21 protein-coding genes are annotated in these 23,932 nt (G+C 64.3%); 9 read left to right on the top strand and 12 right to left on the bottom strand.

Annotated elements, in window-relative coordinates; translation table 11 throughout:
* The first annotated feature begins 210 nt into the window (after nucleotides 1-210).
* From BSY16_RS09765 to BSY16_RS09745, 5 genes are all read left to right on the top strand, one after another.
* Nucleotides 211-2,511 carry an EAL domain-containing protein gene (locus tag BSY16_RS09765; RefSeq protein WP_069059480.1) on the top strand — a complete coding sequence of 767 codons (2,301 nt, stop codon included), beginning with the start codon at nucleotides 211-213 and terminating at the stop codon, nucleotides 2,509-2,511.
* Between the two features lie 63 nt (nucleotides 2,512-2,574).
* Complete coding sequence (locus BSY16_RS09760) at nucleotides 2,575-3,021, top strand: MarR family winged helix-turn-helix transcriptional regulator (protein ID WP_069059479.1); 447 nt, start codon at nucleotides 2,575-2,577, stop codon at nucleotides 3,019-3,021.
* A 94-nt stretch (nucleotides 3,022-3,115) separates the two neighbouring features.
* Nucleotides 3,116-3,553, top strand: coding sequence for a VOC family protein (locus BSY16_RS09755; RefSeq protein ID WP_069059478.1), 438 nt, complete (start codon nucleotides 3,116-3,118; stop codon nucleotides 3,551-3,553).
* 63 nt (nucleotides 3,554-3,616) lie between these two features.
* Nucleotides 3,617-4,627: a ligase-associated DNA damage response exonuclease gene (locus BSY16_RS09750; RefSeq protein ID WP_069059477.1), complete on the top strand. Its 1,011-nt coding sequence runs from the start codon at nucleotides 3,617-3,619 to the stop codon at nucleotides 4,625-4,627.
* Between the two features lie 319 nt (nucleotides 4,628-4,946).
* Entirely contained in the window at nucleotides 4,947-6,572 is a 1,626-nt protein-coding gene (locus BSY16_RS09745) for a cisplatin damage response ATP-dependent DNA ligase (protein WP_069059476.1), read from the top strand.
* A gap of 6 nt (nucleotides 6,573-6,578) precedes the next feature.
* Here BSY16_RS09745 and BSY16_RS09740 read toward each other — a convergent pair whose 3' ends face one another.
* The 4 genes from BSY16_RS09740 to BSY16_RS09725 form a co-directional block, all read right to left on the bottom strand.
* Nucleotides 6,579-6,824: a hypothetical protein gene (locus BSY16_RS09740; RefSeq protein ID WP_069059475.1), complete on the bottom strand. Its 246-nt coding sequence runs from the start codon at nucleotides 6,822-6,824 to the stop codon at nucleotides 6,579-6,581.
* Between the two features lie 51 nt (nucleotides 6,825-6,875).
* Complete coding sequence (locus tag BSY16_RS09735) at nucleotides 6,876-7,835, bottom strand: glutathione S-transferase family protein (RefSeq protein WP_069059474.1); 960 nt, start codon at nucleotides 7,833-7,835, stop codon at nucleotides 6,876-6,878.
* Between the two features lie 93 nt (nucleotides 7,836-7,928).
* A complete protein-coding gene (gene scpA, locus BSY16_RS09730; RefSeq protein ID WP_069059473.1) occupies nucleotides 7,929-10,061 on the bottom strand; it encodes a methylmalonyl-CoA mutase in 2,133 nt (710 codons plus the stop codon).
* Nucleotides 10,058-11,455 carry a methylmalonyl-CoA mutase family protein gene (locus BSY16_RS09725; RefSeq protein ID WP_069059472.1) on the bottom strand — a complete coding sequence of 466 codons (1,398 nt, stop codon included), beginning with the start codon at nucleotides 11,453-11,455 and terminating at the stop codon, nucleotides 10,058-10,060. The genes scpA and BSY16_RS09725 overlap by 4 nt, the downstream gene beginning before the upstream one ends.
* Before the next feature lie 237 nt (nucleotides 11,456-11,692).
* Between BSY16_RS09725 and BSY16_RS09720 the strand changes: the two genes are divergently transcribed.
* Nucleotides 11,693-12,469: a L,D-transpeptidase gene (locus tag BSY16_RS09720; protein ID WP_069059471.1), complete on the top strand. Its 777-nt coding sequence runs from the start codon at nucleotides 11,693-11,695 to the stop codon at nucleotides 12,467-12,469.
* Nucleotides 12,470-12,626: 157 nt separating this feature from the next.
* Here BSY16_RS09720 and BSY16_RS09715 read toward each other — a convergent pair whose 3' ends face one another.
* From BSY16_RS09715 to BSY16_RS09705, 3 genes are all read right to left on the bottom strand, one after another.
* Nucleotides 12,627-13,004 carry a response regulator gene (locus tag BSY16_RS09715; protein WP_069059470.1) on the bottom strand — a complete coding sequence of 126 codons (378 nt, stop codon included), beginning with the start codon at nucleotides 13,002-13,004 and terminating at the stop codon, nucleotides 12,627-12,629.
* Nucleotides 13,001-14,926 carry a sensor histidine kinase gene (locus BSY16_RS09710; protein WP_069059469.1) on the bottom strand — a complete coding sequence of 642 codons (1,926 nt, stop codon included), beginning with the start codon at nucleotides 14,924-14,926 and terminating at the stop codon, nucleotides 13,001-13,003. Before BSY16_RS09710 ends, BSY16_RS09715 begins: the two co-directional genes overlap by 4 nt.
* 102 nt (nucleotides 14,927-15,028) lie before the next feature.
* A complete protein-coding gene (locus BSY16_RS09705; RefSeq protein WP_069059468.1) occupies nucleotides 15,029-15,520 on the bottom strand; it encodes a MarR family winged helix-turn-helix transcriptional regulator in 492 nt (163 codons plus the stop codon).
* A 118-nt stretch (nucleotides 15,521-15,638) separates the two neighbouring features.
* On the opposite strand from BSY16_RS09705, the gene BSY16_RS09700 reads away from it, so the two are divergent.
* Entirely contained in the window at nucleotides 15,639-16,061 is a 423-nt protein-coding gene (locus BSY16_RS09700; protein ID WP_069059467.1) for an organic hydroperoxide resistance protein, read from the top strand.
* A gap of 221 nt (nucleotides 16,062-16,282) precedes the next feature.
* Here BSY16_RS09700 and BSY16_RS09695 read toward each other — a convergent pair whose 3' ends face one another.
* Nucleotides 16,283-18,157 (bottom strand): methyl-accepting chemotaxis protein, encoded by a 1,875-nt coding sequence (locus BSY16_RS09695; RefSeq protein WP_069059466.1) that lies wholly within the window; start codon nucleotides 18,155-18,157, stop codon nucleotides 16,283-16,285.
* Nucleotides 18,158-18,411: 254 nt separating this feature from the next.
* Here BSY16_RS09695 and BSY16_RS32370 point away from each other — a divergent pair, with 254 nt between their 5' ends.
* Complete coding sequence (locus BSY16_RS32370; protein WP_171902403.1) at nucleotides 18,412-18,588, top strand: hypothetical protein; 177 nt, start codon at nucleotides 18,412-18,414, stop codon at nucleotides 18,586-18,588.
* 235 nt (nucleotides 18,589-18,823) lie between these two features.
* Here the strand turns inward: BSY16_RS32370 and BSY16_RS09690 are convergent, their stop codons facing one another.
* The gene (locus BSY16_RS09690; RefSeq protein WP_069061470.1) at nucleotides 18,824-20,386 is read right to left on the bottom strand and encodes a helicase HerA-like C-terminal domain-containing protein; all 1,563 of its coding nucleotides are present in this window, start codon (nucleotides 20,384-20,386) and stop codon (nucleotides 18,824-18,826) included.
* A 235-nt stretch (nucleotides 20,387-20,621) separates the two neighbouring features.
* Here BSY16_RS09690 and BSY16_RS09685 point away from each other — a divergent pair, with 235 nt between their 5' ends.
* A complete protein-coding gene (locus tag BSY16_RS09685; RefSeq protein WP_069061469.1) occupies nucleotides 20,622-21,014 on the top strand; it encodes a hypothetical protein in 393 nt (130 codons plus the stop codon).
* A gap of 41 nt (nucleotides 21,015-21,055) precedes the next feature.
* Here BSY16_RS09685 and BSY16_RS09680 read toward each other — a convergent pair whose 3' ends face one another.
* From BSY16_RS09680 to BSY16_RS09670, 3 genes are all read right to left on the bottom strand, one after another.
* Nucleotides 21,056-21,568 (bottom strand): ClbS/DfsB family four-helix bundle protein, encoded by a 513-nt coding sequence (locus tag BSY16_RS09680; RefSeq protein WP_069059465.1) that lies wholly within the window; start codon nucleotides 21,566-21,568, stop codon nucleotides 21,056-21,058.
* Between the two features lie 6 nt (nucleotides 21,569-21,574).
* The gene (locus tag BSY16_RS09675) at nucleotides 21,575-22,729 is read right to left on the bottom strand and encodes an MFS transporter (RefSeq protein ID WP_069059464.1); all 1,155 of its coding nucleotides are present in this window, start codon (nucleotides 22,727-22,729) and stop codon (nucleotides 21,575-21,577) included.
* Nucleotides 22,730-23,046: 317 nt separating this feature from the next.
* Nucleotides 23,047-23,880, bottom strand: coding sequence for an aldo/keto reductase (locus BSY16_RS09670; protein WP_069059463.1), 834 nt, complete (start codon nucleotides 23,878-23,880; stop codon nucleotides 23,047-23,049).
* Nucleotides 23,881-23,932: the final 52 nt, after the last annotated feature.

Below are 23,932 nucleotides of genomic sequence, written 5' to 3'. Positions count from 1 at the left end.
GCAGGAACCGTGCCAGTTGCTTCCGTACCGAAACGGAACAATTTGGGTGATGCCCGCTGCGGTTGCCGATCCTGTGCCTCAAACGCCGGATCGGCGGCATTTCGCCGGTTTCCTTTAGGGTTGGATAACGACTCTAGGTGTACCTTCGGGCGTTCGGGAGAGGCGGCGGCCCGCAGTGTCCTTCCTTGCCCTAGAAAATTGCAGGGGTTCATGTCGACGCACTTGTCTCACCTTGGCAATGACGACGCCGATGCGACGGCGCGTCTGATGTCCGCCAGCCAGCGCCTCATGAGCGAGGCGGCGCGGCTTTTTCCGCTGGCCGCTGCCCAGAACGAGCGCACGATCTGGCTTGAAGCCATGATCGACGAGGTGCCGGACTACCTCTACTTCAAGGACCGGAACGGCCGTTTCGTCGTCGCCAACCGGGCAATCGTCAGCGACAACCGGCGCGACGGCCTGGACAGCCTGGAAGGTCTTTCCGATTTCGACATCCACCCCGAGCCCGTCGCCCGCGGCTTTTTCGAGACCGAGCAGGAGATCATCCGCACCGGCCGCCCGATGCTCGACATGGAAGAGCTGATCCGCGATTCCAGGGGCAACCTCAAATGGCTTCTCACCTCGAAACTGCCGGTACGCGACGGCGCCGGCGCGGTGATCGGCCTTGTCGGCATCGCCCGCGACATTACCGAGCGCAAGCGGTCCGAGAACCTGCATCTCGGCCAGGCACACCTCCTGAAGATGATCGCGCTCGGCGCGCCGCTGGTCGAGGTCTTCTCCTCCCTCATCCTGCTGATCGAAGCGCATGTGCCTGACGTCACCGGCTCGATCCTGACACTTGCACCCGATGGCAAACGCATCGTCAACGGCGCCGCCCCCAATCTCGATCCCGCCTATTGCATGCTGATCGAGGGCCTCGAGATCGGCCCTGCCGTGGGCTCCTGCGGTACCGCCATGTGGCGCGGCGAGCCGGTCATCGTGTCCGATATCGAGACCGATCCGCTCTGGGCGGACTACAAGGCGTTCGTCCTGCCCTATGGCTTCCGGGCCTGCTGGTCGTCGCCGATCTCGTCCTACCAGGGCAAGGTGCTCGGCTCGTTTGCGCTCTATTCCCGCCACCGCGGCGAGCCCTCCGCCGAGTGCATGAAGCTCGTCGGCATGGCGACGCACATTGCCGGCATCGCCATCGAGCGTAAGGAGGCGGAAGACAACATCCAGTACATGGCGCACCACGATGCGCTGACCGGCTTGCCCAACCGCAGCATGCTCGACGAGCGCGTGGCCTCGGCCATCGAGGCGGCGGATGATCGTGGCGGCACCATGACGCTCGCCTTCATCGACCTCGACAATTTCAAGCTGGTCAATGACAGCCTCGGCCACCACGCCGGCGACGAGCTGCTGAAGATCGTCGCGGCCCGCATGCTGCGTTGCGTGCGCGCTTCCGACAGCATCGTGCGTCTCGGCGGCGATGAATTCGTCGTACTCATCAACGGCGCGATGCGCCGCGGCGAGACGGTGGACGACCGGCTGCGCGCCGTGCGCGAAGCGATCGCCGAGCCGGTGGAAATCGAGGGACGCGCCTTCCAGGTCACCTGTAGCATGGGGGTCGCCGCCTATCCGGAGCACGGTCGTAACGTCACGGAACTGCTGGCCCGCGCCGATGTCGCCATGTACCGCGCCAAGGAGATCGGCCGCGACGCCATACAGGTCTTCACCGCGGAAATGGCCACCCACGCCTCTGAAAAGCTGGAGCGGCAGGAAGAATTGCGCCGCGCGCTCGCCCAGCAGGAGCTTTTCCTGCAGTACCAGCCGCAGATGGATCTCGCGACCGGCCGCATCTTCGCCGTCGAGGCCCTCATCCGCTGGCGCCATCCCGAACGCGGGCTGGTCGCGCCGGGCGATTTCATTCCGCTGGCCGAAGAGACCGGCCTGATCGGCCCGATCGGCGACTGGACGCTGCGCGCCGCCTGCCGGCAGAACAAGGCCTGGCAGGTTTCCGGCCTGCCGCCCATCGTGGTCAGCGTCAATGTCTCCGCGCGCCAGTTCCAGGAAAAGGACTGGGTGGAGCGTGTTGCCGCGGCCCTTGAGGAAAGCGGGCTTGAGGCGCGCTATCTCGAGCTGGAACTGACCGAGAGCATGATCATGCAGGATGTGCAGCAGGCGGTGGAGACCATGCACCGGCTGGAAAAGCTCGGCGTGCACCTTGCCATCGACGATTTCGGCACCGGCTATTCCAGCCTTGCTTCGTTGAAACGCTTCCCGGTCGGCCGCCTGAAGATCGACCGTTCCTTCGTGCAGGATCTGCCGGATGACGGTGACGATGCGGCAATCGCCCGTGCCGTCATTTCACTCGCCCATTCGCTCCAGCTTCGCGTGATCGCCGAAGGGGTGGAGACCCGCGAGCAGATCGACTTCCTGCGCGAAGCCGGCTGCGATGAAATCCAGGGTTACTACCTCTCCAGGCCGATCGACGCCCGCGCTCTCCAGGCGATCCTCTGCATTCCGAACCTCTAATAATTCCTGCGGTCCCGCACGTTGCTTCTTGACATTGTTACGTTGATATCAACAGTAAGAAACATGTCTGATGAAGTCCTGATTCCCTACGAAACGACGCTGTTCGTGCGTGACCATTGCCTGTGCCTGCATGCCCAGCGTGCGGCCCGCGCCCTGGCACGCCGCTTCGACGATGCGTTGCGCCCGCTCGGCCTCACCAACGGCCAGTTCTCGCTTTTGATGTCGCTGAACCGCCCCGCACCGCCGCCGATGGGGCCGGTCGCGAACCTGCTCGCCATGGATCGCACCACGCTGACGGCAGCGCTCAAGCCGCTCGAACGCCGTGGCCTCGTGCGCGTAGAGGCCGACCCCCGAGACCGCCGCGGACGCCTCCTGCGCCTGACGGAGGAGGGCCGCAGCCTGCTGACCCAGGCCTTCCCGATCTGGAAGGAAACGCACGAAAAGGTCGATGCCCAGCTTTCTGCCGTCGACATGAAGGCGCTGCGTGCGGGCATGCTGGCGATTGCCTAGCCGCCGCCGACGGTTGTCAGGAGAATGCCGGGAACGCACATCCCACCACAGGCATTCCTGTTTTCACGGTTCGTAGACTTTCGGAGATTGAAACATGGCGATCAAGCGGATGGACAATGTCGGCATCGTCGTCGAGGACCTCGATGCGACGATCGACTTCTTTCGCGAACTCGGCCTTGAGCTCGAAGGGCGGGCCATGATCGAGGGAGAATGGGCAGGGCGTGTCACGGGACTCGGCGATCAGCATGTCGAGATCGCCATGATGCGGACGCCCGACGGCCATAGCCGGCTTGAGCTCTCCCGCTTTCTGCGGCCGGCCGTCGTCGCCGATCACCGCAACGCCCCGGTCAATGTGCTTGGCTATCTCCGCGTCATGTTCGCCGTGGACGACCTCGACGAGACGCTGGAACGGCTTCGCCCGCGCGGCGCGGCACTCGTCGGCGACGTCGTCGATTACGAAGGCGTCTATCGGCTCTGCTATATCCGTGGCCCCGAAGGGCTTCTCATCGGGCTCGCCCAGGAACTGCGCTGAAGCGGCACCGCAAACGACGCCACCCCTCTGGCAGAGCGCCGCAAAGCCGCTATCTTCTCCGTCATGAAGCCCGATCAGCTCCTCAAGCCGGCGCCCGCCGGTCTTTATTGCCCTGCCGGCGATTTCTACATCGATCCCGTCCGCCCCGTGGCGCGGGCGCTGATCACGCACGGCCACTCGGATCATGCCCGTGCCGGCCACGGTGCCGTGCTGGCGACGCGTGAGACGCTCGACATCATGGCGATCCGTTATGGCGAGGATTTCTGCGGCACCATGCAGGCGGCCGCCTTCGGCGAGCGCATTGATCTCAACGGCGTCACTGTCTCGTTTCATCCGGCGGGCCATGTGCTCGGCTCCGCGCAGATCGCGGTGGAGAAGGATGGCCTGCGCATCGTCGCCTCGGGCGACTACAAGCGCGGTGCGGACCCGACCTGCGTCGCCTACGAGCCTGTCCCCTGCGACGTCTTCATCACCGAGGCGACCTTCGGCCTGCCGGTCTTCCATCATCCGGAACCCAAGGCCGAGATGGGCAAGCTGCTGACCTCGCTGAGGCAGTTTCCCGAGCGCAGCCATCTCGTCGGCGCGTATTCGCTCGGCAAGTCGCAGCGCGTCATCCGCCTGCTGCGCGATTGCGGCTATGACGCGCCGATCTATATCCATGGCTCGCTGGCGCGGCTCTGCGACTATTATGTCAGCCGCGACATCGACCTCGGCGACCTGCGTCCCGCCACATTGGAGAAGGGGGACCCGACGGATTTTCGCGGCGCCGTCATCGTCGGCCCGCCCTCCGCCTTTGCCGATCGCTGGGCACGCCGCTTCAACGAACCGCTCATCGCCTTCGCCTCCGGCTGGATGATGGTGCGCCAGCGCGCCAAGCAGGGCGGCGTCGAACTGCCGCTCGTCATTTCCGACCATTGCGACTGGCCGGAACTCACCGAAACGATCCGCGAACTGGCGCCAAGCGAGGTCTGGGTGACGCACGGCCGCGAGGAGGCGCTGGTGCGCTGGTGCGAGCTAGCCGGCGTGCCGGCCAAGCCGTTGCATCTCGTCGGCTATGAGGATGAAGGGGATTGATGATGCCACCTGTTCTTCTCGCCCGCTCGTTAGGTGCATCTTTTCCCGGAACTGCGAAAGGCCGAGTGGATTTTCGGCGAGCCGGCCTGCTCCTTTACCCTCCCCTCGAGGGGGAGGGTCGGAGCGAAGCTCCGGGGTGGGGTGATGCAACTGCTCCGCAAGCGCCGCCCGCGCGGATGCGGGTCACCCCCACCCGCCGCTTTGCGGCGACCTCCCCCCTCAAGGGGGAGGTGGGAGTCTGCCGCCCTGACGGTGCGCCTCTGCCAGCGCAATTCGCGCGGAAAGGTTCAAAGCCTAGGGCAATGGAAGGGCCTTCTCCATGAGAGCCTTTGCCACACTGCTCGACCGTCTCGTCCTTACCCCCTCGCGCAACGGCAAGCTGAAACTGCTCGCCGACTATTTTCGCGACACGCCTGATCCCGACCGCGGCTACGGCCTTGCCGCGATCGCCGGCACGCTCGATCTAAAGAGCGTCAAGCCGGCGCTGCTGCGCGAACTCGTGCTGGAGCGCATGGACGAGGTGCTGTTTCGCTATTCCTACGATTATGTCGGCGACCTCGCCGAGACGATCGCGCTCGTCTGGGACCAGGAGCGCAAGGAGCGCGTGCCCGACGAGGCGCAGCCGCAGCTGAGCAGCGTCGTCACCCGAATGAACGCGCTCGGCCGCACCGAGGTGCGCACCGCCGTGCGCGATCTGCTCGACCGGCTGGATCCCTCCGCCCGCTTCGCCTTCATCAAGCTTGCGACCGGGGGCCTGCGCATCGGCGTGTCGGCGCGGCTTGCCAAGCAGGCGCTTGCCGAATTCTCCGGCATGGATGTCACCGAGATCGAGACGCTGTGGCACGGTCTGGCGCCGCCTTACGAACCGCTCTTCGCCTGGCTGGAAGGGCGCACCGAGCGACCGGTGCTGGCGACGCCCGCGATCTTCCATTCCGTCATGCTCGCCAATCCGGTGGGCGAGGGCGACCTCGACACTCTCGACCCCGCCGATTTCGCCGCCGAATGGAAATGGGACGGCATTCGTGTGCAGATGTCTTCGGCAGGCGCGACGCGCCGGCTCTACTCCCGCTCCGGCGATGACATTTCCGCCGCCTTCCCGGATGTGCTCGACGCGATCAATTTCGAGGGCGTGGTGGACGGCGAGCTGCTCGTCGGCGGCACCGACCGCACCAACAGCCCCACGCGCACCTTTTCCGACCTGCAGCAGCGCCTGAACCGCAAGACGGTGAACGCGAAGATGCTGGACGACTACCCCGCCTTCGTGCGTGCCTATGACGTGCTGTTCGACGGCGAGGCGGACGTGCGGCCGGAAACCTTCGTGGCGCGCCGCGCCCGGCTTACCCATCTCATCGAGACGGCGCCGCACGACCGGTTCGACCTCTCGCCGCTCGTGCCCTTCGGCTCCTGGGAAGAACTCGAAACGATCCGTCGCGAGCCGCCGGACCCCGTGATCGAGGGCGTGATGATCAAGCGCCTCGACAGTCCCTACCAGGCCGGCCGCATGAAAGGGCCGTGGTTCAAATGGAAGCGCGATCCCTACAATGTCGATGCCGTGATGATGTACGCCCAGCGCGGCCACGGCAAACGCTCGAGCTACTATTCCGACTTCACCTTCGGTGTGTGGACGCAAGGCCCGGACGGCGACGTGCTGGTACCCGTCGGAAAAGCCTATTTCGGCTTCACCGATGCCGAGCTCGAAGTACTCGACCGTTATGTGCGCAACAACACGACGGAACGCTTCGGCCCGGTGCGGGCCGTGCGGGCGGAGCCCGCCTTCGGTTTCGTGCTCGAGGTCGCCTTCGAGGGTATCAACCGCTCCACCCGCCACAAATCCGGTGTCGCGATGCGCTTTCCCCGCATCGCGCGGCTCAGACAGGACAAGCTGCCCGCCGATGCCGACCGGCTGGAAACGCTGATGGCGATGGTGGAGGCGAAGGAGGTTTGACGGTTTTTACCGCGAGCGAAACCAGGCGATGAGCTTCCACGCTGCGATTGCTGCCGATACGACGAGCACAGCGAATGAGGCAAGGGTCGTTGTGAGCAGCGTCTCGCCATAACCGGAGAAGGGGCTATTGCACTGGAAGCCGCCGAATCCGAAGGCGCAATGGCGCTGCTGTATCGTGTTGGAGACATTGAGAACGACAGTCGAAATCGCCGCCGCCGCGATGCTGATATAGGGGAATGGCCGGGCTCTCATCGGCCGACCATTCCGTATCCCATGCACATGGTCAAGGTGGCGGACTGAGGTTTACAGCCCCAGCGCCGAGAGATCCGGCCCGATCGGTACGATGCGGTTCGGGTTGAGCGACTTGATCGAGTAATAGCCGTGTTTGATGTGATCGATGTTGACCGTGTCGCGCACGCCCGGCAGATCGAGCACGCGCTTCGTGTAGGCCGAGAGTGCCGGATAGTCGGCCAGCCGCTGGCGGTTGCACTTGAACAGGCCGTAATAGGCGGCGTCGAAACGGATGAGCGTGACGAAGAGGCGGATATCAGCCTCGGTAAATGTCCTGCCGGTGAGGAACGGCCCGCCAGCGGCAAGGCGTGTCTCCAGCTCGTCCAGCATGGCGAAGACGCCATGGAAGGCCTCTTCATAGGCGACCTGCGTGGTGGCGAAGCCGGTGCGGTAGACGCCGTTGTTGAGCGACGGGTAGATGCGCTCGTTGAGGGTGTCGATGTCGCTGCGCAGGGCTTCCGGGTAGAGATCGACGCTTTCGTCGGCCAAAGCGCCAAACCCGCTGTTCAGCATGCGCACGATATCGGCGGATTCGTTGTTGACGATCGTCTTGCGTTCCTTGTCCCAGAGCACCGGCACGGTGGCGCGGCCGGTGAAGGCGGCGTCGGCGCTGGTATAGATCTCGTGCATGTAGGTCGCGCCGTTGAGATCGTCGCGGTTGGCGCCGGGATAGTCACCGAAGCGCCAGCCCTGCTCGGACAATGCCGGCTCGACGACGGAGATGGAGATCACGTCGTCAAGCTTCTTCAGCTTGCGGGTGATCAGCGTGCGCGACGCCCAGGGGCAGATCAGCGCGACATAGAGGTGATAACGGCCGGCTGCGGCGGCAAAACCGCCTTCGCCCGTCGGGCCGGCGCTGCCATCCGGTGTCACCCAGTTGCGAAAACTCGACACCTGGCGCACGAAGCCGCCCTTGGCGTCCGTTGCCTGAACCGGCTGCCAGTCTTCCGTCCATTTGCCATTGACCAGCATCGCGTCACCTCACATCGGTTGATTGTGACCCCGACCTACCGCCCGCGCGCGAAAACGGCAATTCGCGCGGCAATTGACACAGCGTTCACAAACTCACGCCATCAGCCGGTCGATCAGCGCGGAGGCAGCATCCGCGATCACCGTGCCGGGCGGGAAGATCGCGTCGGCGCCGGCCTGTTCCAGGGCTGGAAAATCCTGCGGCGGGATGACGCCGCCGACGGCGATCAGCATGTCGCGCGCACCGCGTTTGATCAGCGCGGCCTTCAGTTCCGGCACCAGCGTCAGATGGCCGGCGGCAAGCGACGAAGCGCCGACGATATGAGCGCCTTCGCGGATCGCCAGCTCCGCCACCTCTTCCGGCGTCTGGAACATGGCGCCGACTATGACATTGAAGCCGAGGTCCGCAAAGGCGGTGGCGATGACCTTCTGGCCGCGGTCGTGCCCATCCTGCCCCATCTTGGCGACGAGGATGGAGGGCTTTTCGCGCCGGAGCTTTTCGAAGGCGGCGACCTTGTCTACGGCGGTGTTGAAAGCCCGGTCGTTGGCGCCCATCTCCTTGCGGTAGACGCCGGAGATCGTGCGGATTTCCGCGACATGGCGGCCAAAGGCCTTTTCCAGCGCATAGGCGATCTCGCCCACCGTTGCCCGCGCGCGGGCGGCCTTCACCGCGAATTCCAGAAGATTGCCGTCGCCGCTTTTCGCCACGTCCGTCAGGGCATCCAGCGCGCTTTCGGCCGCCGCCGTGTCGCGCGTGCCCTTCAACTGCTGGAGTTTCGAGAGCTGGCTGGCGCGCACCTCGGAATTGTCGACCTTCAGCACGTCCACCTCGATGTCGCGCTCCGGCCGTGAGAAATTGACGCCGACGACGGTCTGCTGGCCCGAATCGATGCGCGCCTGCGTGCGGGCCGCGGCCTCCTCGATCCGGAGCTTGGGAATGCCCTTCTCGATGGCCTTGGCCATGCCGCCGAGCGCCTCCACCTCCTCGATATGGGACAGCGCCCGCGCAACGAGATCATGTGTCAGCCGCTCGACATAGGCCGAGCCGCCCCAGGGATCGATGATGCGCGTCGTGCCGCTTTCCTTCTGCAGCAGGATCTGCGTGTTGCGGGCGATGCGGGCGGAATGGTCGGTCGGCAGCGCCAGGGCCTCGTCGAAGGAATTGGTGTGCAGCGACTGCGTATGCCCCTGCGTCGCCGCCATCGCCTCCACCATGGTGCGCATGACGTTGTTCATCGGGTCCTGCGCGGTCAGCGACCAGCCGGAGGTCTGGCAATGGGTGCGCAATGCCAGCGACCGCGCGTCCTTCGGGGAAAAGTTCGTCTTCATAAGGGCTGCCCAGATCAGGCGCGCGGCGCGCATCTTGGCGACTTCCATGAAGAAGTTCATGCCGATCGCCCAGAAGAACGAAAGGCGCGGCGCGAAGGTGTCGATGTCGAGCCCGGCGGCGACACCGGCGCGGGCATATTCGATGCCGTCGGCGATGGTGTAGGCGAGTTCCAGGTCCGCCGTCGCGCCCGCTTCCTGCATGTGATAGCCGGAAATCGAGATGGAGTTGAACTTCGGCATGCGCCGGCTGGTATAGCTGAAGATGTCGGAGATGATCCGCATCGAGGGCTGCGGCGGGTAGATATAGGTGTTGCGGACCATGAACTCCTTGAGAATGTCGTTCTGGATGGTCCCGGACAGCTTGTCCTCGGAAACGCCCTGTTCCTCCGCCGCGACGATGAACAGCGCCATGATCGGCAGCACCGCGCCATTCATGGTCATGGAGACGCTCATCTCGTCGAGCGGAATGCCGTCGAACAATTGCTGCATGTCGAGGATGGAATCGATCGCCACGCCCGCCATGCCGACATCGCCTGCCACGCGTGGATGGTCGCTGTCATAGCCGCGGTGGGTGGCGAGGTCGAAGGCGACGGACAGGCCCTTCTGGCCGGAGGCGAGGTTGCGGCGGTAGAAGGCGTTCGATTCCTCCGCCGTCGAGAAGCCGGCATATTGCCGGATCGTCCAGGGCTGCTGGACGTACATCGTGGGGTAGGGGCCACGCAGATAGGGCGCGGCACCAGGCCAGGTATCGAGATAGGACAGGTCGGCCAGATCCGCCGCGCCATAGGCGCCGCTGACGGCAATGCCCTCCGGGGTGAGCCATGCAGCCTCGCCGGTTGGTGCGGCGGGTGCGGCTGGCTTCGACCAGGTGATGGTGGAGAAGTCGGGGATCCGGCTCATGCCGCCACCTCCGCAAGATCGGCGAGAAGAACGGGCGACAGGCCCGTGTTTTGGTCAGGCGCAAGCGGCCCCAGCAGCGTGAATGTCCGCTCGTCCTTCAGCGGGAACAGCGTCGTGCCGACGATCGGCTTCACCGAGCGCTCGGCGCGTGCCGCCTCCACCAGGGCCTTTATCTCTCCCGAGGCGATGGCGGCCGAAAGCCCGCCCTTCTTCTCGATCCCGGCAAAAATCTCCCACGCCTTTTCCGCCAGCGCATCCGTCAGCGCCTCGATACCACCGGCGCCCGCGGCGGGGTCGGCGACATGGGCGAGGTTGCTTTCGGTGATCAGCACGACCTGCGTGTTGCGGGCTATGCGGCGGGCGAAAGGGTCCGGTATGCCGAGCGCCAGCGTGTGCGGCAGCACGGTGATCTCGTCCGCACCGGCGGTGCCGGCGGAAAAGACGGCGATGGTGTTGCGCAGGATGTTGGTTTCCGGATCGCGTTTGGTGAGCATGCGCCAGCTCGTCTCGGCGTGGAGATGCGCAGGCTTCGGCTCCGAGATACCGCAGGCGGTCTGCATCTTTGCGTGGATCAGCCGCGCGGCGCGGAATTTCGCGATGGTGAGGAACTGGTCCTGGTCGGCGGCAAGACACAGCGACGTTGCGGCGAAGGTGTCTTCGGGCGCGATACCCTCCGCATCGAGCAGGCGCAGGTTTTCCGCGAGTGCTGCCGCGACGATGGCAAGTTCCAGCGCTTCGCCGGCCCCGGCATTGTGGGCCAGCCGTCCATCGGCATTCAAAACCGTTCCGGAAAAACCAAAGCCGATCAATGTTTTGGCGAGCGCGGCGGACTCTCCTGCTTCACCGTAAGTGCCGCTAAGCGCGGAGGTGAAGGGGTCGAGCCCGAAATGCACAGTCGCCTTCTCTGCGCCCGCGTCGCCCAGCGCACGCGCGAGCGTCGTCGCCAGCGCCCGGTCGACAAAACCGGCTTCGAGGCGGAGCGAGAAGGGCGCTGCGGCGCGCGCGGCGGCGGTCTTGCGGAAGGCGGTTTCGCTGCCGGCCGTAATGCCCGCGCCGTGGGCGGCGGCGCTGCTTTGAAAGATCAGGGCGATGCCCGTTGCACCATTTTCGAGGTCGTCGGCCATCTGGGCGCGGGCGCGAGAAAGGTCTGCATCGTCGCGGCGCTGGTTGACGGTCCAGGCGTCGCCGGCATGGGGCGTCGCGGCGTGGCTGTGGGCAAGCGGGAGGGCACCGTCGCGGCGCGTGTAGATCGGCCGGATTTCGAGGCCGTCATCGCTGCGGGAGATGAGCGTCGCGTCGAAGTCTGCGCCCTTCAGCGCCTTCTCCGCCAGCTTGCGCCATCCTGCCTCGTCGACGGGCGCAAAGCCAGCGTCCTTCAAGATACTCGCGTCCATCCCGTCGCGTACTCCGTTTTCCGGCATTTCTATCCATCCGGGATACAGCGTAAAGCGCCACTTTGGTAGAGTGGCCCATCGGCGACAGCGTTTTGGAAATTGTGGCGCGCAAGCCTGGGGTCAGCCGCAATTGCCACAATTGGGGCAGGGTTATGGACCTAACTGGCCTTTCGTTAGTTAGTGATTCAGTCTCTCGCCCCATTCTAGGCTTCCGCCCAACGGATTTCGACGCACCCCATGACCGATACCGCGCTTTCCCGCCGCCGCTTCCTGCAGTTCTCCGGGCTCGCCATGGCGAGCGGCCTTGCCGGCTGCACCTCTTCGATGAACACCGATCGTTTCCGCGAGGAGACGCGTCCCTATTTCCGCAATCCTGCGCTGGAAGGCCGGCCCGAGATCATCGCCGATGGGCGCGGCCCGATCAGCATTTATGGCCAGACACCGTCCGGCCTGATGCCGGATTCGTCGCGCTACGCCTCGATCTACGGCCAGGTTTACGATGGTGGCTACCAGGTGCCCGCCATCCCCTACCAGCAGATCGATGCGCGCTACTACCGGCAGGAGGTCGAGAGCCCGTTCGCCGAGCAGCCGGGCACGATCATCGTCGATACCGGCAACCGCTTCCTCTATCTCATCCAGTCGAACGGCACCGCCATGCGCTATGGTGTGGGCATCGGCCGGCAGGGTTTTGCCTGGTCGGGCCGCGGCGTCATCCAGTGGAAACAGGCCTGGCCGAAATGGACGCCGCCGGACGAAATGGTCGCGCGCCAGCCGGAGCTGGTGAAATACTCCGCCGCCAATGGCGGCATGCCCGGCGGCCTCAGCAACCCGCTCGGCGCCCGCGCGCTCTACATCTTCCAGAATGGCCAGGACACGCTCTATCGCCTGCACGGCTCGCCGGAATGGAAGTCGATCGGCAAGGCCGTCTCCTCCGGTTGCGTGCGCATGCTCAACCAGGACGTCATGGATCTCTATGACCGCGTGAAGGGCAAGGCGCCGATCCTCGTCATCTGATTTCGCGTCGGGGAACGGAAATGTCCCCCTCATCCGGCTGCCGCCACCTTCTCCCCGCTGGGGAGAAGGGGACTACCGCTTTGCCTCGTTTCCCTTCTCCCCAGCGGGGAGAAGGTCCCGGCAGGGGGATGAGGGGGCTTCATAGGCGGCTTGGACGTCAGGCCCCCAGCAGGTCTGCCATGATACGCAGATGGTCGGCCTGCAGCGGCTTTTCGAAGTAGCTCTTGACGAAGCTGTACTGCATCGCCCGCTCGCGGTCCTTGCCGAGATGGGAACTCGTCAGCATGGCGACGACGGGGGCGTGCACCTCGAATTCCTCGGCATAGCGGTCGAGGAACTCGAACCCGTTCATCACAGGCATGTTGATGTCGAGGATGATGGCGTTCGGCGTCTCGCGGTGCAGGATATCGAGCGCCTCCGCGCCGTCGAACGCCTTGATGATGCGGATCGACGGGTCGAACTTGCGGATCGTGTATTCGCAGATGAACTGATCGTTCTCGTCGTCGTCGACGATCAGGATCGAGTGGATCTTCATGGCAATTCCCCATCGGGCAGTTCGATGATGAACCGGCTGCCCTTATCTCTTGCTTCATAAAGTGCGGTGCCGCCGAGGGCCTCCACGCTTTTTTTCAATATGTAGAGGCCGAGCCCGCTGCCGAAAGACCGGTTGGGGTGCAGCCGTTTGAACATCTTGAACAACAAATGGCGGCTTGCGGGCGGAACGCCCAGGCCGTTGTCTTCCACCGACAGCCGCATCCTGCCGGCATAGCGGAAGGCGCGGACATCGATCGCCGGAGCGGCCTCCTTCGGATCATGATACTTGACCGCGTTGGACAGCATGTTGCCGACGATGACCTGGAATTTCGACGGCTTGCTGACGATTGTCAATTCTTCCGGCACGTGATTTTCGATGCGGATCCGCTTGAAATCCTCCAGGTGCGACAGGGCATCGATGGATTCGGAGACGAGCGCGCGCAGGTCGATGACTGCGTCGTCCTCGTCCATCAGCCGGTTGCGCGTGATGGTGATGATGTTCTGGATCAGGTGGTCGAGCCGGCTGAAATTCTTCTCCATGCGCTGCATCGTCTGGCCAAGCGCAGTCAGTTCGCCTTCTTCCAGCATGTCGCGTGAAATGGTCAGCAAGCCCATGGACGAGGCGATCGGCGAGCGCAGGTCGTGCGATGTGCGGTAGGCGAATTCCTCGAGTTCGGCATTCGCCTCGATCAGCGCCTGCTCATTCGCCTTGCGCTCGGAAATGTCGCGCACGATGCCGCTGTAGATGATGCCGCCGGCAAGCTCCAGCCGGGCGATGGCGAGGTCGAGCGCAAAGATCGATCCGTCCTTGCGCCGCCCTTCCGCCTCCCGGCCGATGCCGATGACCTTCGCCTCGCCGGTGCGGTGATAGTTGGCAAGGTAGCCGTCATGGGAGCTGTGATAGGGTTCCGGCATCAGCATCTTGATGTTGCGGCCGTTCATCTCGTCGGGCGGGTAACCGAAGATGCGCGTGCAGGCGGGGTTGACGGAAAGGATGACGCCGCGCTGGTCGATGGTGATGATGCCGTCCACCGCGTTGTCGATGATGGCGCCGAGCCGGCCCCGGCTTTCCGCAAGGTCCGCCGCCATGCGGCTGGCGCGGCGGGAGGAGAAATACAGATGGGCGATCAGCCCGCCATAGAGGGCGCCGGAAATCAGGACGAGCGACGACAGGGTGGAGCGCGCATTGTTGCCGCTGTTGGAGAAGGTGATGCCGAACGAGGCTTCGTAGCGCGCCAACTCGTAGTAGGACATGCCGAGGAGGATGAGATAGGTGAGCAGCCCCAGGATGCCGGCAAGCGTCAGCCGCTGGAACCCGGTCGCCTCGGTGCCGACGAAGACGATGGCAATGGCAAGCGCCACGAAGCAGCTGGCGCTCTGGAACGACATGCGGGTGAAGCGGATCCAGTCATGGGCAAAATCGAGCGCGATCGCATAACCGGTGAGCGCTGCTGCCGCGACGATGAAGGTGGTAAAGCCCAGCGCGACCTGCACCATGCTGTTCTTCTGGCTGAGCGCGCGCAAGGTGAGCGCGCTGCTGACGAGCATGAAACAGAGTGCGGTATTGGGCGCGATGCGGCCCGGCAGGCTGGTGCCGATATCGACGAAGGGCGTGTTGAGCAGCGTGTCGATGCCGGCATCGATGCCGAACAGGTGCTGGGACAGCGCCAGCGCGCCATAGACGAAGACCGGCCCCATCATCAGCGCCGGCAGACGCCGGAAACCGCGCGTGGCAAGCAGGAGCGCCGCGCCTATGACGGTAACGGCGAGCGCCGCATTGAATTTCATGCCGAAAAGTGACGGATACTGCTCCGCCAGGTCGACGGGTTTCGAAAGCCAGAGCGTCATCATGGCAACGCCCACGGCGATGCACCAAAGGCTCGCCGCGACGTTCGCCTTTTGCCAGGACCAGTGCAGTGTCAATCGTGCCCCCTCGGCGGTTCCGTTCCGCCGGAGCGCATCTTAGCGCGAAGGTTGAATCGCGAACAGGTCCCGTAGGGTGAGGTTACGGTAAAATCCACCTTTTCAGGCGGCGTCGTCCCGCGCCTGGTCGGCTTCGAGCTGCTCGGTCAGCATGTGGAGGTCGCTGGTCAGCGCCTGCAGGGCATCGATCGAACAGCCCGTCGCCTTGCCGATCGCCATGCGTATGGCGACGGCGTCTTGCTTCATCGCGTGGCCCTTGTCGGTGAGCGTGATGAGCACCTGCCGCTCGTCGTTCCTGTCGCGGGCTCGGTGGATGTAGCCGGCCGCCTCGAGGCGCTTGAGGAGAGGGGAGAGTGTGCCGGAATCGAGCCCGAGTTTTTCCCCGAGCGCCTTCACCGTGCGGCCGTCCTCCTCCCAAAGCGTCATGAGCGCGATATATTGCGGATAGGTCAGGCCATAGGGGTCGAGCAGGGGCTTGTAGGTACGGTTCAGCGCATGCGCCGCCGCATAGACGGCGAAACAAAGCTGCTGGTCGAGCGCCAGCATGCCCTTTGGAATATCCCCTGTCTCGGCTTCGTCACTTTTGTCGATCATGCTGGCATTGTCGCAGAAAAAGAAAAAATTGCAATTTGCAAAATCATATTGCGCGCAATCTAATTTCGCGCTATCTAGTTTCCATCATCAACGACGACAGCCAGGAAGGAACCATCCCATGCCCATTCTCTACAGAACCAAAGCATCCTCCACCGGTGGCCGCGCCGGCCACGGCGCCACCGAAGACGGCACCGTCGACGTCACGCTGACGGTCCCGAAGGAACTCGGCGGCGACGGCGCGACCGGCGCAAACCCGGAAAAGCTCTTTGCGGTCGGTTACTCCGCCTGCTTCCTCGGCGCGCTGAAGTTCGTCGCCGGCAAGGAAAAGGTAAAGATCCCGGATGACGCCAAGGTCACCGCGACGGTCGGCATCGGCCCGCGTGAGGATGGCGGCGGTTTCGGCCTCGAAGCCTCGCTCGAAATCTCCGTGCCCGGCGTCGACAAGGCCGTGGTCGAAGACCTCGCCAAGAAGGCGCATGTCGTCTGCCCCTACAGCAACGCCACCCGCGGCAACCTCGACGTCAAGACGACCGTCGTCTGATCATCCAGCCGATAGAACTGAAAAGGCCGCCCGGAGTGCATCCGGGTGGCCTTTTTGCGTTCACGCCTATTTTGTGCTTCTGCCGCCCCTCATCCGGTCCTTCGGGCCACCTTCTCCCCGAGGGGAGAAGGGAATGAGGCGTTTGTGGCTTCCTCCCCTTCGCCAACGGGAGAACGTGCCGGCAGGCGGATGAGGGGGCTCAAACGCCTGTACGAGGGTTGTCAAAACTCCTCCCAGTTCTCAGTCTTCAGCGCCGCATTGCCAGCAAAGCGGGGGCGGGCTTGCGCCATCCGTTGCGGTGTCGGCTGCACCTGGCGGGCGGGCTGGCCGAGCGTGAAGCGGTCGATCAACGTGCGCAACCGGTCGGCCTGCGTCACCAGCGTGGCCGACGCCGCATTGGTCTCCTCGACCATGGCGGCGTTCTGCTGGGTCGTCTGGTCCATCTGGTTGACGGCGGTGTTGATCTCCGAGAGCCCGACGGATTGTTCGCGGGCGGAAACGGCGATGGCCTCCATGTGCTGGTTGATCGTCGCGACATGGCCGCCGATGGCTTGCAGCGCTTCGCCGGTCTCGCTGACCAGCTTCACGCCATTGCGCACCTCCGCTTCCGAATTGCGGATCAGTCCCTTGATCTCGCGGGCCGCCTGGGCGGAGCGCTGGGCAAGTTCGCGCACCTCCTGCGCAACGACCGCAAAACCCTTGCCGGCCTCGCCGGCGCGCGCCGCTTCCACGCCCGCGTTCAGGGCAAGCAGGTTGGTCTGGAAGGCGATTTCGTCGATCACGCCGATAATGCTGGAAATCTGGCTCGACGATTGCTCGATACGTTGCATGGCGTTGACGGCATTGGCGACGACCGCGCCGGAATGGACCGTGGAACCATTGGCTTCGGCCGCCACCGCGCGGGCCTCCTCCGCCCGGCGTGTCGAGTTCGCCACGTTGGCGGTGATTTCGTCGAGTGCGGCGGCAGTCTCCTCCAGCGAGGCGGCCTGCTGCTCGGTGCGCTTGGAAAGCGCGTCTGCACCGATGCTGATTTCCCGCGTGCCGGTGTCCATCTCGTCGGCGGACTGGGCAACGGCGCGCAATGTCTCTCCGAGCTGGCCGACCGCCGAATTGAGGTCGCTGCGCAATTGTTCGAAATCCGCCGCGAAGGGGTCGTTTAGCTGGAAATTGAGGTCGCCGGCCGAAAGTCGGCGCAGACCGACGGCAAGGCCCGATGTGGCCTGCTGCACCCGCGACTGTGCGGCCGCTTCCGCTTCCTCCTGGAGGCGCACGCGGTCGGCTTCGGCCTGAAGGCGCGCGGCCTCGGCCTGCTGCTCGAGCGTGCGCTTGTCGATGGCTGCCTGCCGGAAGATCTCGACCGCGCCGGCAATGCTGCCGATCTCGTCCTTGCGGGCGCGGAACGGCACGGAAAAATCCGTCACGCCGCCGGCAAGACGCTGCATCACCGCGGTGATGGCATTCAGCGGGCGCGAGACGCCGGCGAAGATGATCCAGAAGGAGAGGCCGGCAAGGGCAAGGGCGACCGCGCCAAAGGCGGCAAGGAGGATGTGATAATCATGCTCCTGCGTCTCTGCGGCGGCGAACTCTTCCTGGCCGACACGGATCTGCAGGTCGATCAGCGCCGCCACATAGGTGCCGATCGGGTCGATCGTCGGGTAGAGCCGGGTTTCGACATAGGCGTCGAGCGCGGCCTGGTCCTTCTCCTGCATGATGACCAGTAGGTCGTTGATGCTGCCGGCCTGTTTTTGCATCTCGGTGGTCATCTGTCCGGAAAGCGCGCGCTCCTCGTCGGTCAGGTAGGTCGCGGCATAGGCATCCCACAGTTTCTGGATGGTCGCCACCGCGTCCGTGTTCAGCTTGTGGCCTTCTTCCCAGGAAAGTGCACCGCTGCGCACCTTGTGCGCGGTATCGACGATGTTGACCGCATAAAGGTCGCCGACCTTCTTGAGGTTTGCCGCCGGAACCAGCCGGTCGACGACGATGGTGCTCATCGAGGCGGACATGGCGTTGAGAACGAGATATGTGGAAAAAATGGCGCTGGCGAGAAGCAGCGTCAGGATGAGCGTCACCGCACCGAGTTTCGTCGAAATTTTCATGGCAAGGCCTTGCTGTTCGGACTCCTGGATGGTGTCTGAACAGTAGAGTTATTTTATTTAGCTGTTATTAAAATTAGAATTATCTAATTATGGTTGAGTTGGGCAAGTCAGGTCGCTCAGCCGGTGTGGCGACGCCGGATTTGCGCTCTGCTGTACCCTGTTCCATGCGGAACAGCGCGGTGCGGGGCGATGTGGGAAAGTCTGATCACTGGATGAGAGAGGTTCATCCCCAACCAGAGATCAGGAGAGACCCCATGCGCAAGTTCATCGTTTCCGCCACCGTTGCCCTCGTCGCCGCCGTGTCCTTCGCCGCCCCTTCGCAGGCCGGCTATTACAGCTACGGCTACGAGCCCTACTGCTTCATCAAGAAGGTGAAGTCCTACGACTACTATGGCAACGTCATCATCAAGAAGATCAAGGTCTGCAAGTAAGCTGCAGCGTTACTGACCTCCCCGAGGCCCTGGATGTACCCTGCATCCGGGGTTTTGCCGTTCTGGTCATGCCGTGCGGCGTGGATCCTCGGGTCGAGCCCGAGGATGACGGAGGGGAGGGCATGGTGTGGATCAATTCAACGGCGCGGCAGGGGGTGCCGTCTCCAGCGGCTTCTCACCCCACTTCTTTCGTCATCCTCGGGCTTGACCCGAGGATCCACTTCGTTCGTTCGCGTCAGCGCCGCAAGCTGCCGAGAATGCCGCGCACCAGCGCGCGGCCAAGCGAGGAGGCGACGGTGCGGGCGACCGATTTCATCGCAGCTTCCGTCACCGTCTCGCGCTGGTAACCGGCGCGGGGCTTGGGCTGCTTGGGAGCAGGCTGTGCGGCCGGCTCGTCGTCGCCGAAGCCGGGCAGGGTCCAGCGGCTGCCGCCGGCGGGTTTTTCCTCGGGCTGGGCGTCCGCCTGTTCCTGGGCGGCGGCGGAATCGGCGGCCTTCTTGGCGCGCGCCATGAGGATTTCGTAGGCGGATTCGCGGTCGAAATCCTCGTCATAGAGGCCGGCGACCGGGCTGACCTTCATGATGTCCTGCCGCTCGGCCTCCGTCACGGGGCCGAGGCGGGAGGCTGGCGGGCGCACTAGCGTACGCTCGACCATCGAGGGCGCACCCTTGCCTTCGAGCGTGGAGACCAGCGCTTCGCCGGTGCCGAGCTGCGTGATGACGTCGGCGCAGTTGAATTCCGGGTTGGGGCGGAACGTGTCGGCGGCCGTCTTCACCGCCTTCTGCTCGCGCGGCGTATACGCGCGCAACGCATGCTGCACGCGGTTGCCGAGCTGGGCAAGCACGGTTTCCGGCACGTCGAGCGGGTTCTGCGTGACGAAATAGACGCCGACACCCTTGGAGCGGATGAGGCGCACGACCTGCTCGACACGCTCGGTCAGCACCTTTGGCGCGTCGTTGAACAGGAGGTGCGCCTCGTCGAAGAAGAACACCAGCTTCGGCTTGTCCGGGTCGCCCACTTCCGGCAGCACCTCGAACAGTTCGGAGAGCATCCACAGCAGGAAGGTGCCGTAGAGGCGCGGGTTCATCATCAGCTTGTCGGCGGCGAGCACCGAGATCGCGCCGCGCCCGTCATTGGTCGTGCGCATGATGTCGGAAATCTTCAGCGCCGGCTCGCCGAAAAACTGTTCGGCGCCCTGCTGTTCGAGGATCAGCAGCTCGCGCTGGATCGAGCCGACGGAGGCTTTCGAGACGAAGCCGAACTGGTTGGACAGCGTCGAGGCATTCTCGCCCATATAGTTGAGCAGCGCCTGGAAATCCTTGAGGTCGAGCAGTGGCAGGCCGCCCTGGTCGGCGATCTTGAAGGCGATGTTGATGACGCCTTCCTGCGCATCGGTGGCGTTCATCAGGCGCGACAGCAGCAGCGGTCCCATCTCGGAGATGGTGGTGCGCACCCGGTGACCCTTCTCGCCATAGAGATCCCAGAAGATCACCGGGAATTCCTGGAACTCGTAGGGTGTCAGTCCGATCTGGTCGGCGCGCTTCTGGAGAAAGTCCTTCGGCTCGCCGATCGCGCCGATGCCGGAAAGGTCGCCCTTCACGTCGGCGCAGAACACCGGCACGCCGGCATTGGAAAAGCCTTCGGCCAGCACCTGCAGCGTCACCGTCTTGCCGGTGCCGGTCGCACCCGTCACGAGCCCGTGGCGGTTGCCGAACTTCAGGTCGAGATATTCCGGCTTGTTGTTGGTATCGTCCGGCTTGCGGCTGGTGCCGATGTAGAGTTTGCCGTCCTGAAGAATCGATTCCGTCACGTTGAAACTCCCTGAAGCCGATCTGCCGCGATTCGGGGCCGAGCGTCGCTTCGACCATGTTTTCATTGAATCGTCTCAAGCAGGTTATAAGGATAGTCCGGCACGGGAACAACACGCTTTCAAGGGCCGCGGCCCGGCTGTCGAAGACGCGCAAAGCCGGCTTGAGTTTGCCGGTGAATTCAATTACCTTGACGTTAACGTCAATTCCTTCGGAGGATTTTCCATGAACGATCTCGTCACCCGCGTTGCCGATGCCGTCGGCATCGAGCCGGCTCTTGCTGAAAAGGCCATCGGCATGATGCTCGGCTTCCTGCAGCGCGAAGCCGCTGACGGCCCGGTCGCCCGCATGATCGAAGCCATTCCCGGCGCCTCCGAACTCGTTGCCCAGTACAATGGCGAAGGCCAAGGCGGCGGCGGCCTGCTTGGCGGCCTGATGAGCGCCATCGGCGGCGGCGGCGTCATGGGTCTCGGCCAGCAGTTGATGAGCCAGGGCCTCGGCATGGGCGAAATCACCGGCCTCGCCAAGGAAACCATGGCGGTCGCCCGCGAACATGCCGGCGCCGACGTGGTCGACGAAGTCGTCGCCTCCGTTCCCGGCCTCAGCCAGTTCGTCTGAGATTAGCCTTTGCCATCCCGCGTCCGCGCGGGATGGCCTCCTCACGCCTTTGCGTGAGACTTCAGCCATTTGCGCAGGCGTCCGCGCGCATTGGCATAGGGCGATGACGTGTTGAACTGGATCATCCGGCCCATCGTCCATTTTTCATACCAGGGGCGGCCGTAAAGTGCCGCATCGTCTCGCCGGCCAACGGCCGCGACGATTGTCTCGTTCGCCGCATCGAGCCGCGCGACGAGTTCCGGATAGGGCATGCCTTCACAATCGCGGTAGAATTTCCGGGCGAGCTTTCCAAGTTCGTTCCACTTGAAGCCCGTTTCGGGAAAATCGATCGGCTGGCCGGCCGCGTCACGGTCCAGCCATTTCAGCACCAGCTCGTTCCAGCCGACAAGGTAGGCGACGAGATCGAAGGGGCTCATCAGCGTGCCCTTCGCGTGGCCCTCCATCGTCCGCTCGCGCACAAAATCCGCGTGGACATCGTCCAGCGTTTTGCGGAACTTGCCGAACTCCAGGGCGATTGCTGCCAGCAGCTCGTCCTTGTTCTGCGGAACGGCCATGCGCCTTTAGCGCCTCTGCACAAAGACCAGCAGGGCCGTGAAGGCGGCAAGGCCGAGCCCGACCGAGAGCGGCCCGGCCTGCGGTCCGCCGGCCTCCATGATGGCGCCGGTGAGGCCCGAGCCGGTGGCGCTGCCCGCCGCATAGACCAGTGCGAAGGCGGCAGAGCCGGCGACGAGCATGGCGCCGCTGTAGCGCTCGCCAAGCATGGTCAGCGCGCAGGTATACAGTGAGAAGACGGCCACGCCCATCAAGGCGAAGATACCCAGGATCGCGGCTTCCGACGTCATCGACGGCAGAATGAGATAGCTCACGGCGGCAACGCCGACGGCGGCGAGCGCCACGCGCTCACGCGGCAGCTTGTCGAGCAGCACGCCGATGAAGGGCTGGGCGAGCGCCGTCGGCAAGGCGAGCACCGTCACGCTGATGGCGGCAAAGGCCTCGCTATAGCCCATCTTCACGAAGTAGACCGGCATGGCGGAGATCGCGGCGATATCGGCAAAGCCGAAGACGAAGACCATGCCGACCAGGATGGGCGCCGCCTTGAAGAAGCGGAAGACATCGGCCGTCGAGGAGGGTTCGGGCACCGTCTTGGTCGAGAACATCAGCATGGCCGTCGCGAAGGCGACGATCGCGAGATAGACGGCGGTCAGCGCAAAGCCGAGCCCGCCCGCGCTGCCGAACAGCGGAATGGCAAGCGGTCCGGCGGCAAAACCCGCACAGATGCCCATGCCGTAGAGGCCGGAGACACGGCCGCGCAGGCGATCCGGGCAGGCGGCGTTGAGCCAGGCTTCGCCGAGCATGAAGATCATGCTGGCAAAGAAGCCGAGCAGGAAGCGGGCAGCACCCCATATGGCAAAGGAAGACGAGGCCGCGAAGGTGGCGAGACACAGCGAGCAGATGACGAGGCTGAAGATAATGAGCCGGTCGGGCCGCCAGCGCGCGGTAAGGCTTCCGACGAGCAGCGTCGAGGCACCCATGCCGCCGGCATAGGCGATCGCGTTGAGACCGATCATCGAGGAGGAAAAGCCACGCGCCTCCAGCGTCAGCGAGACGAGCGGATAGGTTAGCCCCTGCGCCACCGAAAAGGCTGTCGCGCCGAGAACGACGGCGGCAATGGCCGGCCAGTCCGGCGAAAGGACGGTTGACGACGAGGACTGCATGAAGGGCTCCCTGCCGCAAGCGGGGCGGCGCGACACCCATACATGTCCGGCAGCATTTTGGAAAGCTGGCCTCGCCTTTCGGCAAGGTCGGGGCGATCGCATAGGAGGCAAGGCGTTGCCTTTTTCCCCTTCTTCCACGCGGGGAGAAGGTGGCCCGAAGGGTCGGATGAGGGGGCTCGCACGCCGCCTCCCGCCTCCGCCTTATCCCGCGTCGCGACCTTCTCCCCGCGGGGGAGAAGGGGCAGGAGGCACCCTCCAAATGCCATAGGCGAGTGCCGAGGCATGCTCGGCGGGCCGCAGGGCGCCCCGCCCGATGTTCAGGCTGCCTGGTCCCAGGCGGGTGCCAAGCCATCCGGGCTGACGATGCGGCCGTCCGGGCGGGCGAGCTTGTGGATGCGCATCATCTCGTCCGGGGTGAGCACGAAGTCGAAGAGGGCGAGGTTTTCGGCAAGCCGTGCTTCCGTCGCCGTCTTGGTGAGCGCCACCACGTCCGGCTGCTGGATCAGCCAGCGCAGCGCGACCTGCGCCGCAGACTTGCCATGCGCCGCGCCGATTTCCGTCAGCACCGGATCCTTCGGCACCTTGCCGTCGGCCATCGCATAGTAGGCGGTGAGCGCCATGCCGTAGGTCTCGGCGGCTTCCAGCACCTTCATCTGGTCGAGATAGGGGTGGTACTCGACCTGGTTGGTGGCGAGCGGCGCGGCGCTGAGACGCACGGCCTCCGCCATCAGGTCCGTGTTGAAGTTGCTGACGCCGATATGCCTTGCAAGGCCACGCTCGCGCACGGCGTTGAGTTCGGCGATCTGCACTTCTAGCGGTACCGCGTCGTCCGGCCAGTGCAGCAGGAGAAGATCGACATGGTCGGTCTTCAGCTTGCGCAAGCTCTCTTCGACGGATGCGGCGAAGGCATTTTTGGCATAGTTCGCGACCCAGACCTTGGTGGTGAGAAAGATTTTGTCGCGGGCGACGCCGGAGGCCTGGATGGCCGCGCCGACGGCGGCCTCGTTTTCATAGATCTGGGCGGTGTCGACATGGGTGAAGCCTTGGGCGAGCGCCTTCGGCAGGATGGCGAGGACGTCGACTTCCGGCATACGGAACGTGCCGAAGCCGAGCTGGGGAATGTGGGCGCCATTGGCGTTGACGGTTTTCATTGGATGTCTCCTTTTGGATTGATGGCCCGCCGGAGCTGAAGGGGTAGCGCCC

The sequence above is a fragment of the Sinorhizobium sp. RAC02 genome, from assembly GCF_001713395.1.
Taxonomy (GTDB): Bacteria; Pseudomonadota; Alphaproteobacteria; order Rhizobiales; family Rhizobiaceae; genus Shinella.
Note: the sequence above shows the minus strand (reverse complement) of the source record. Positions and strands in the feature narration are given on the sequence as shown.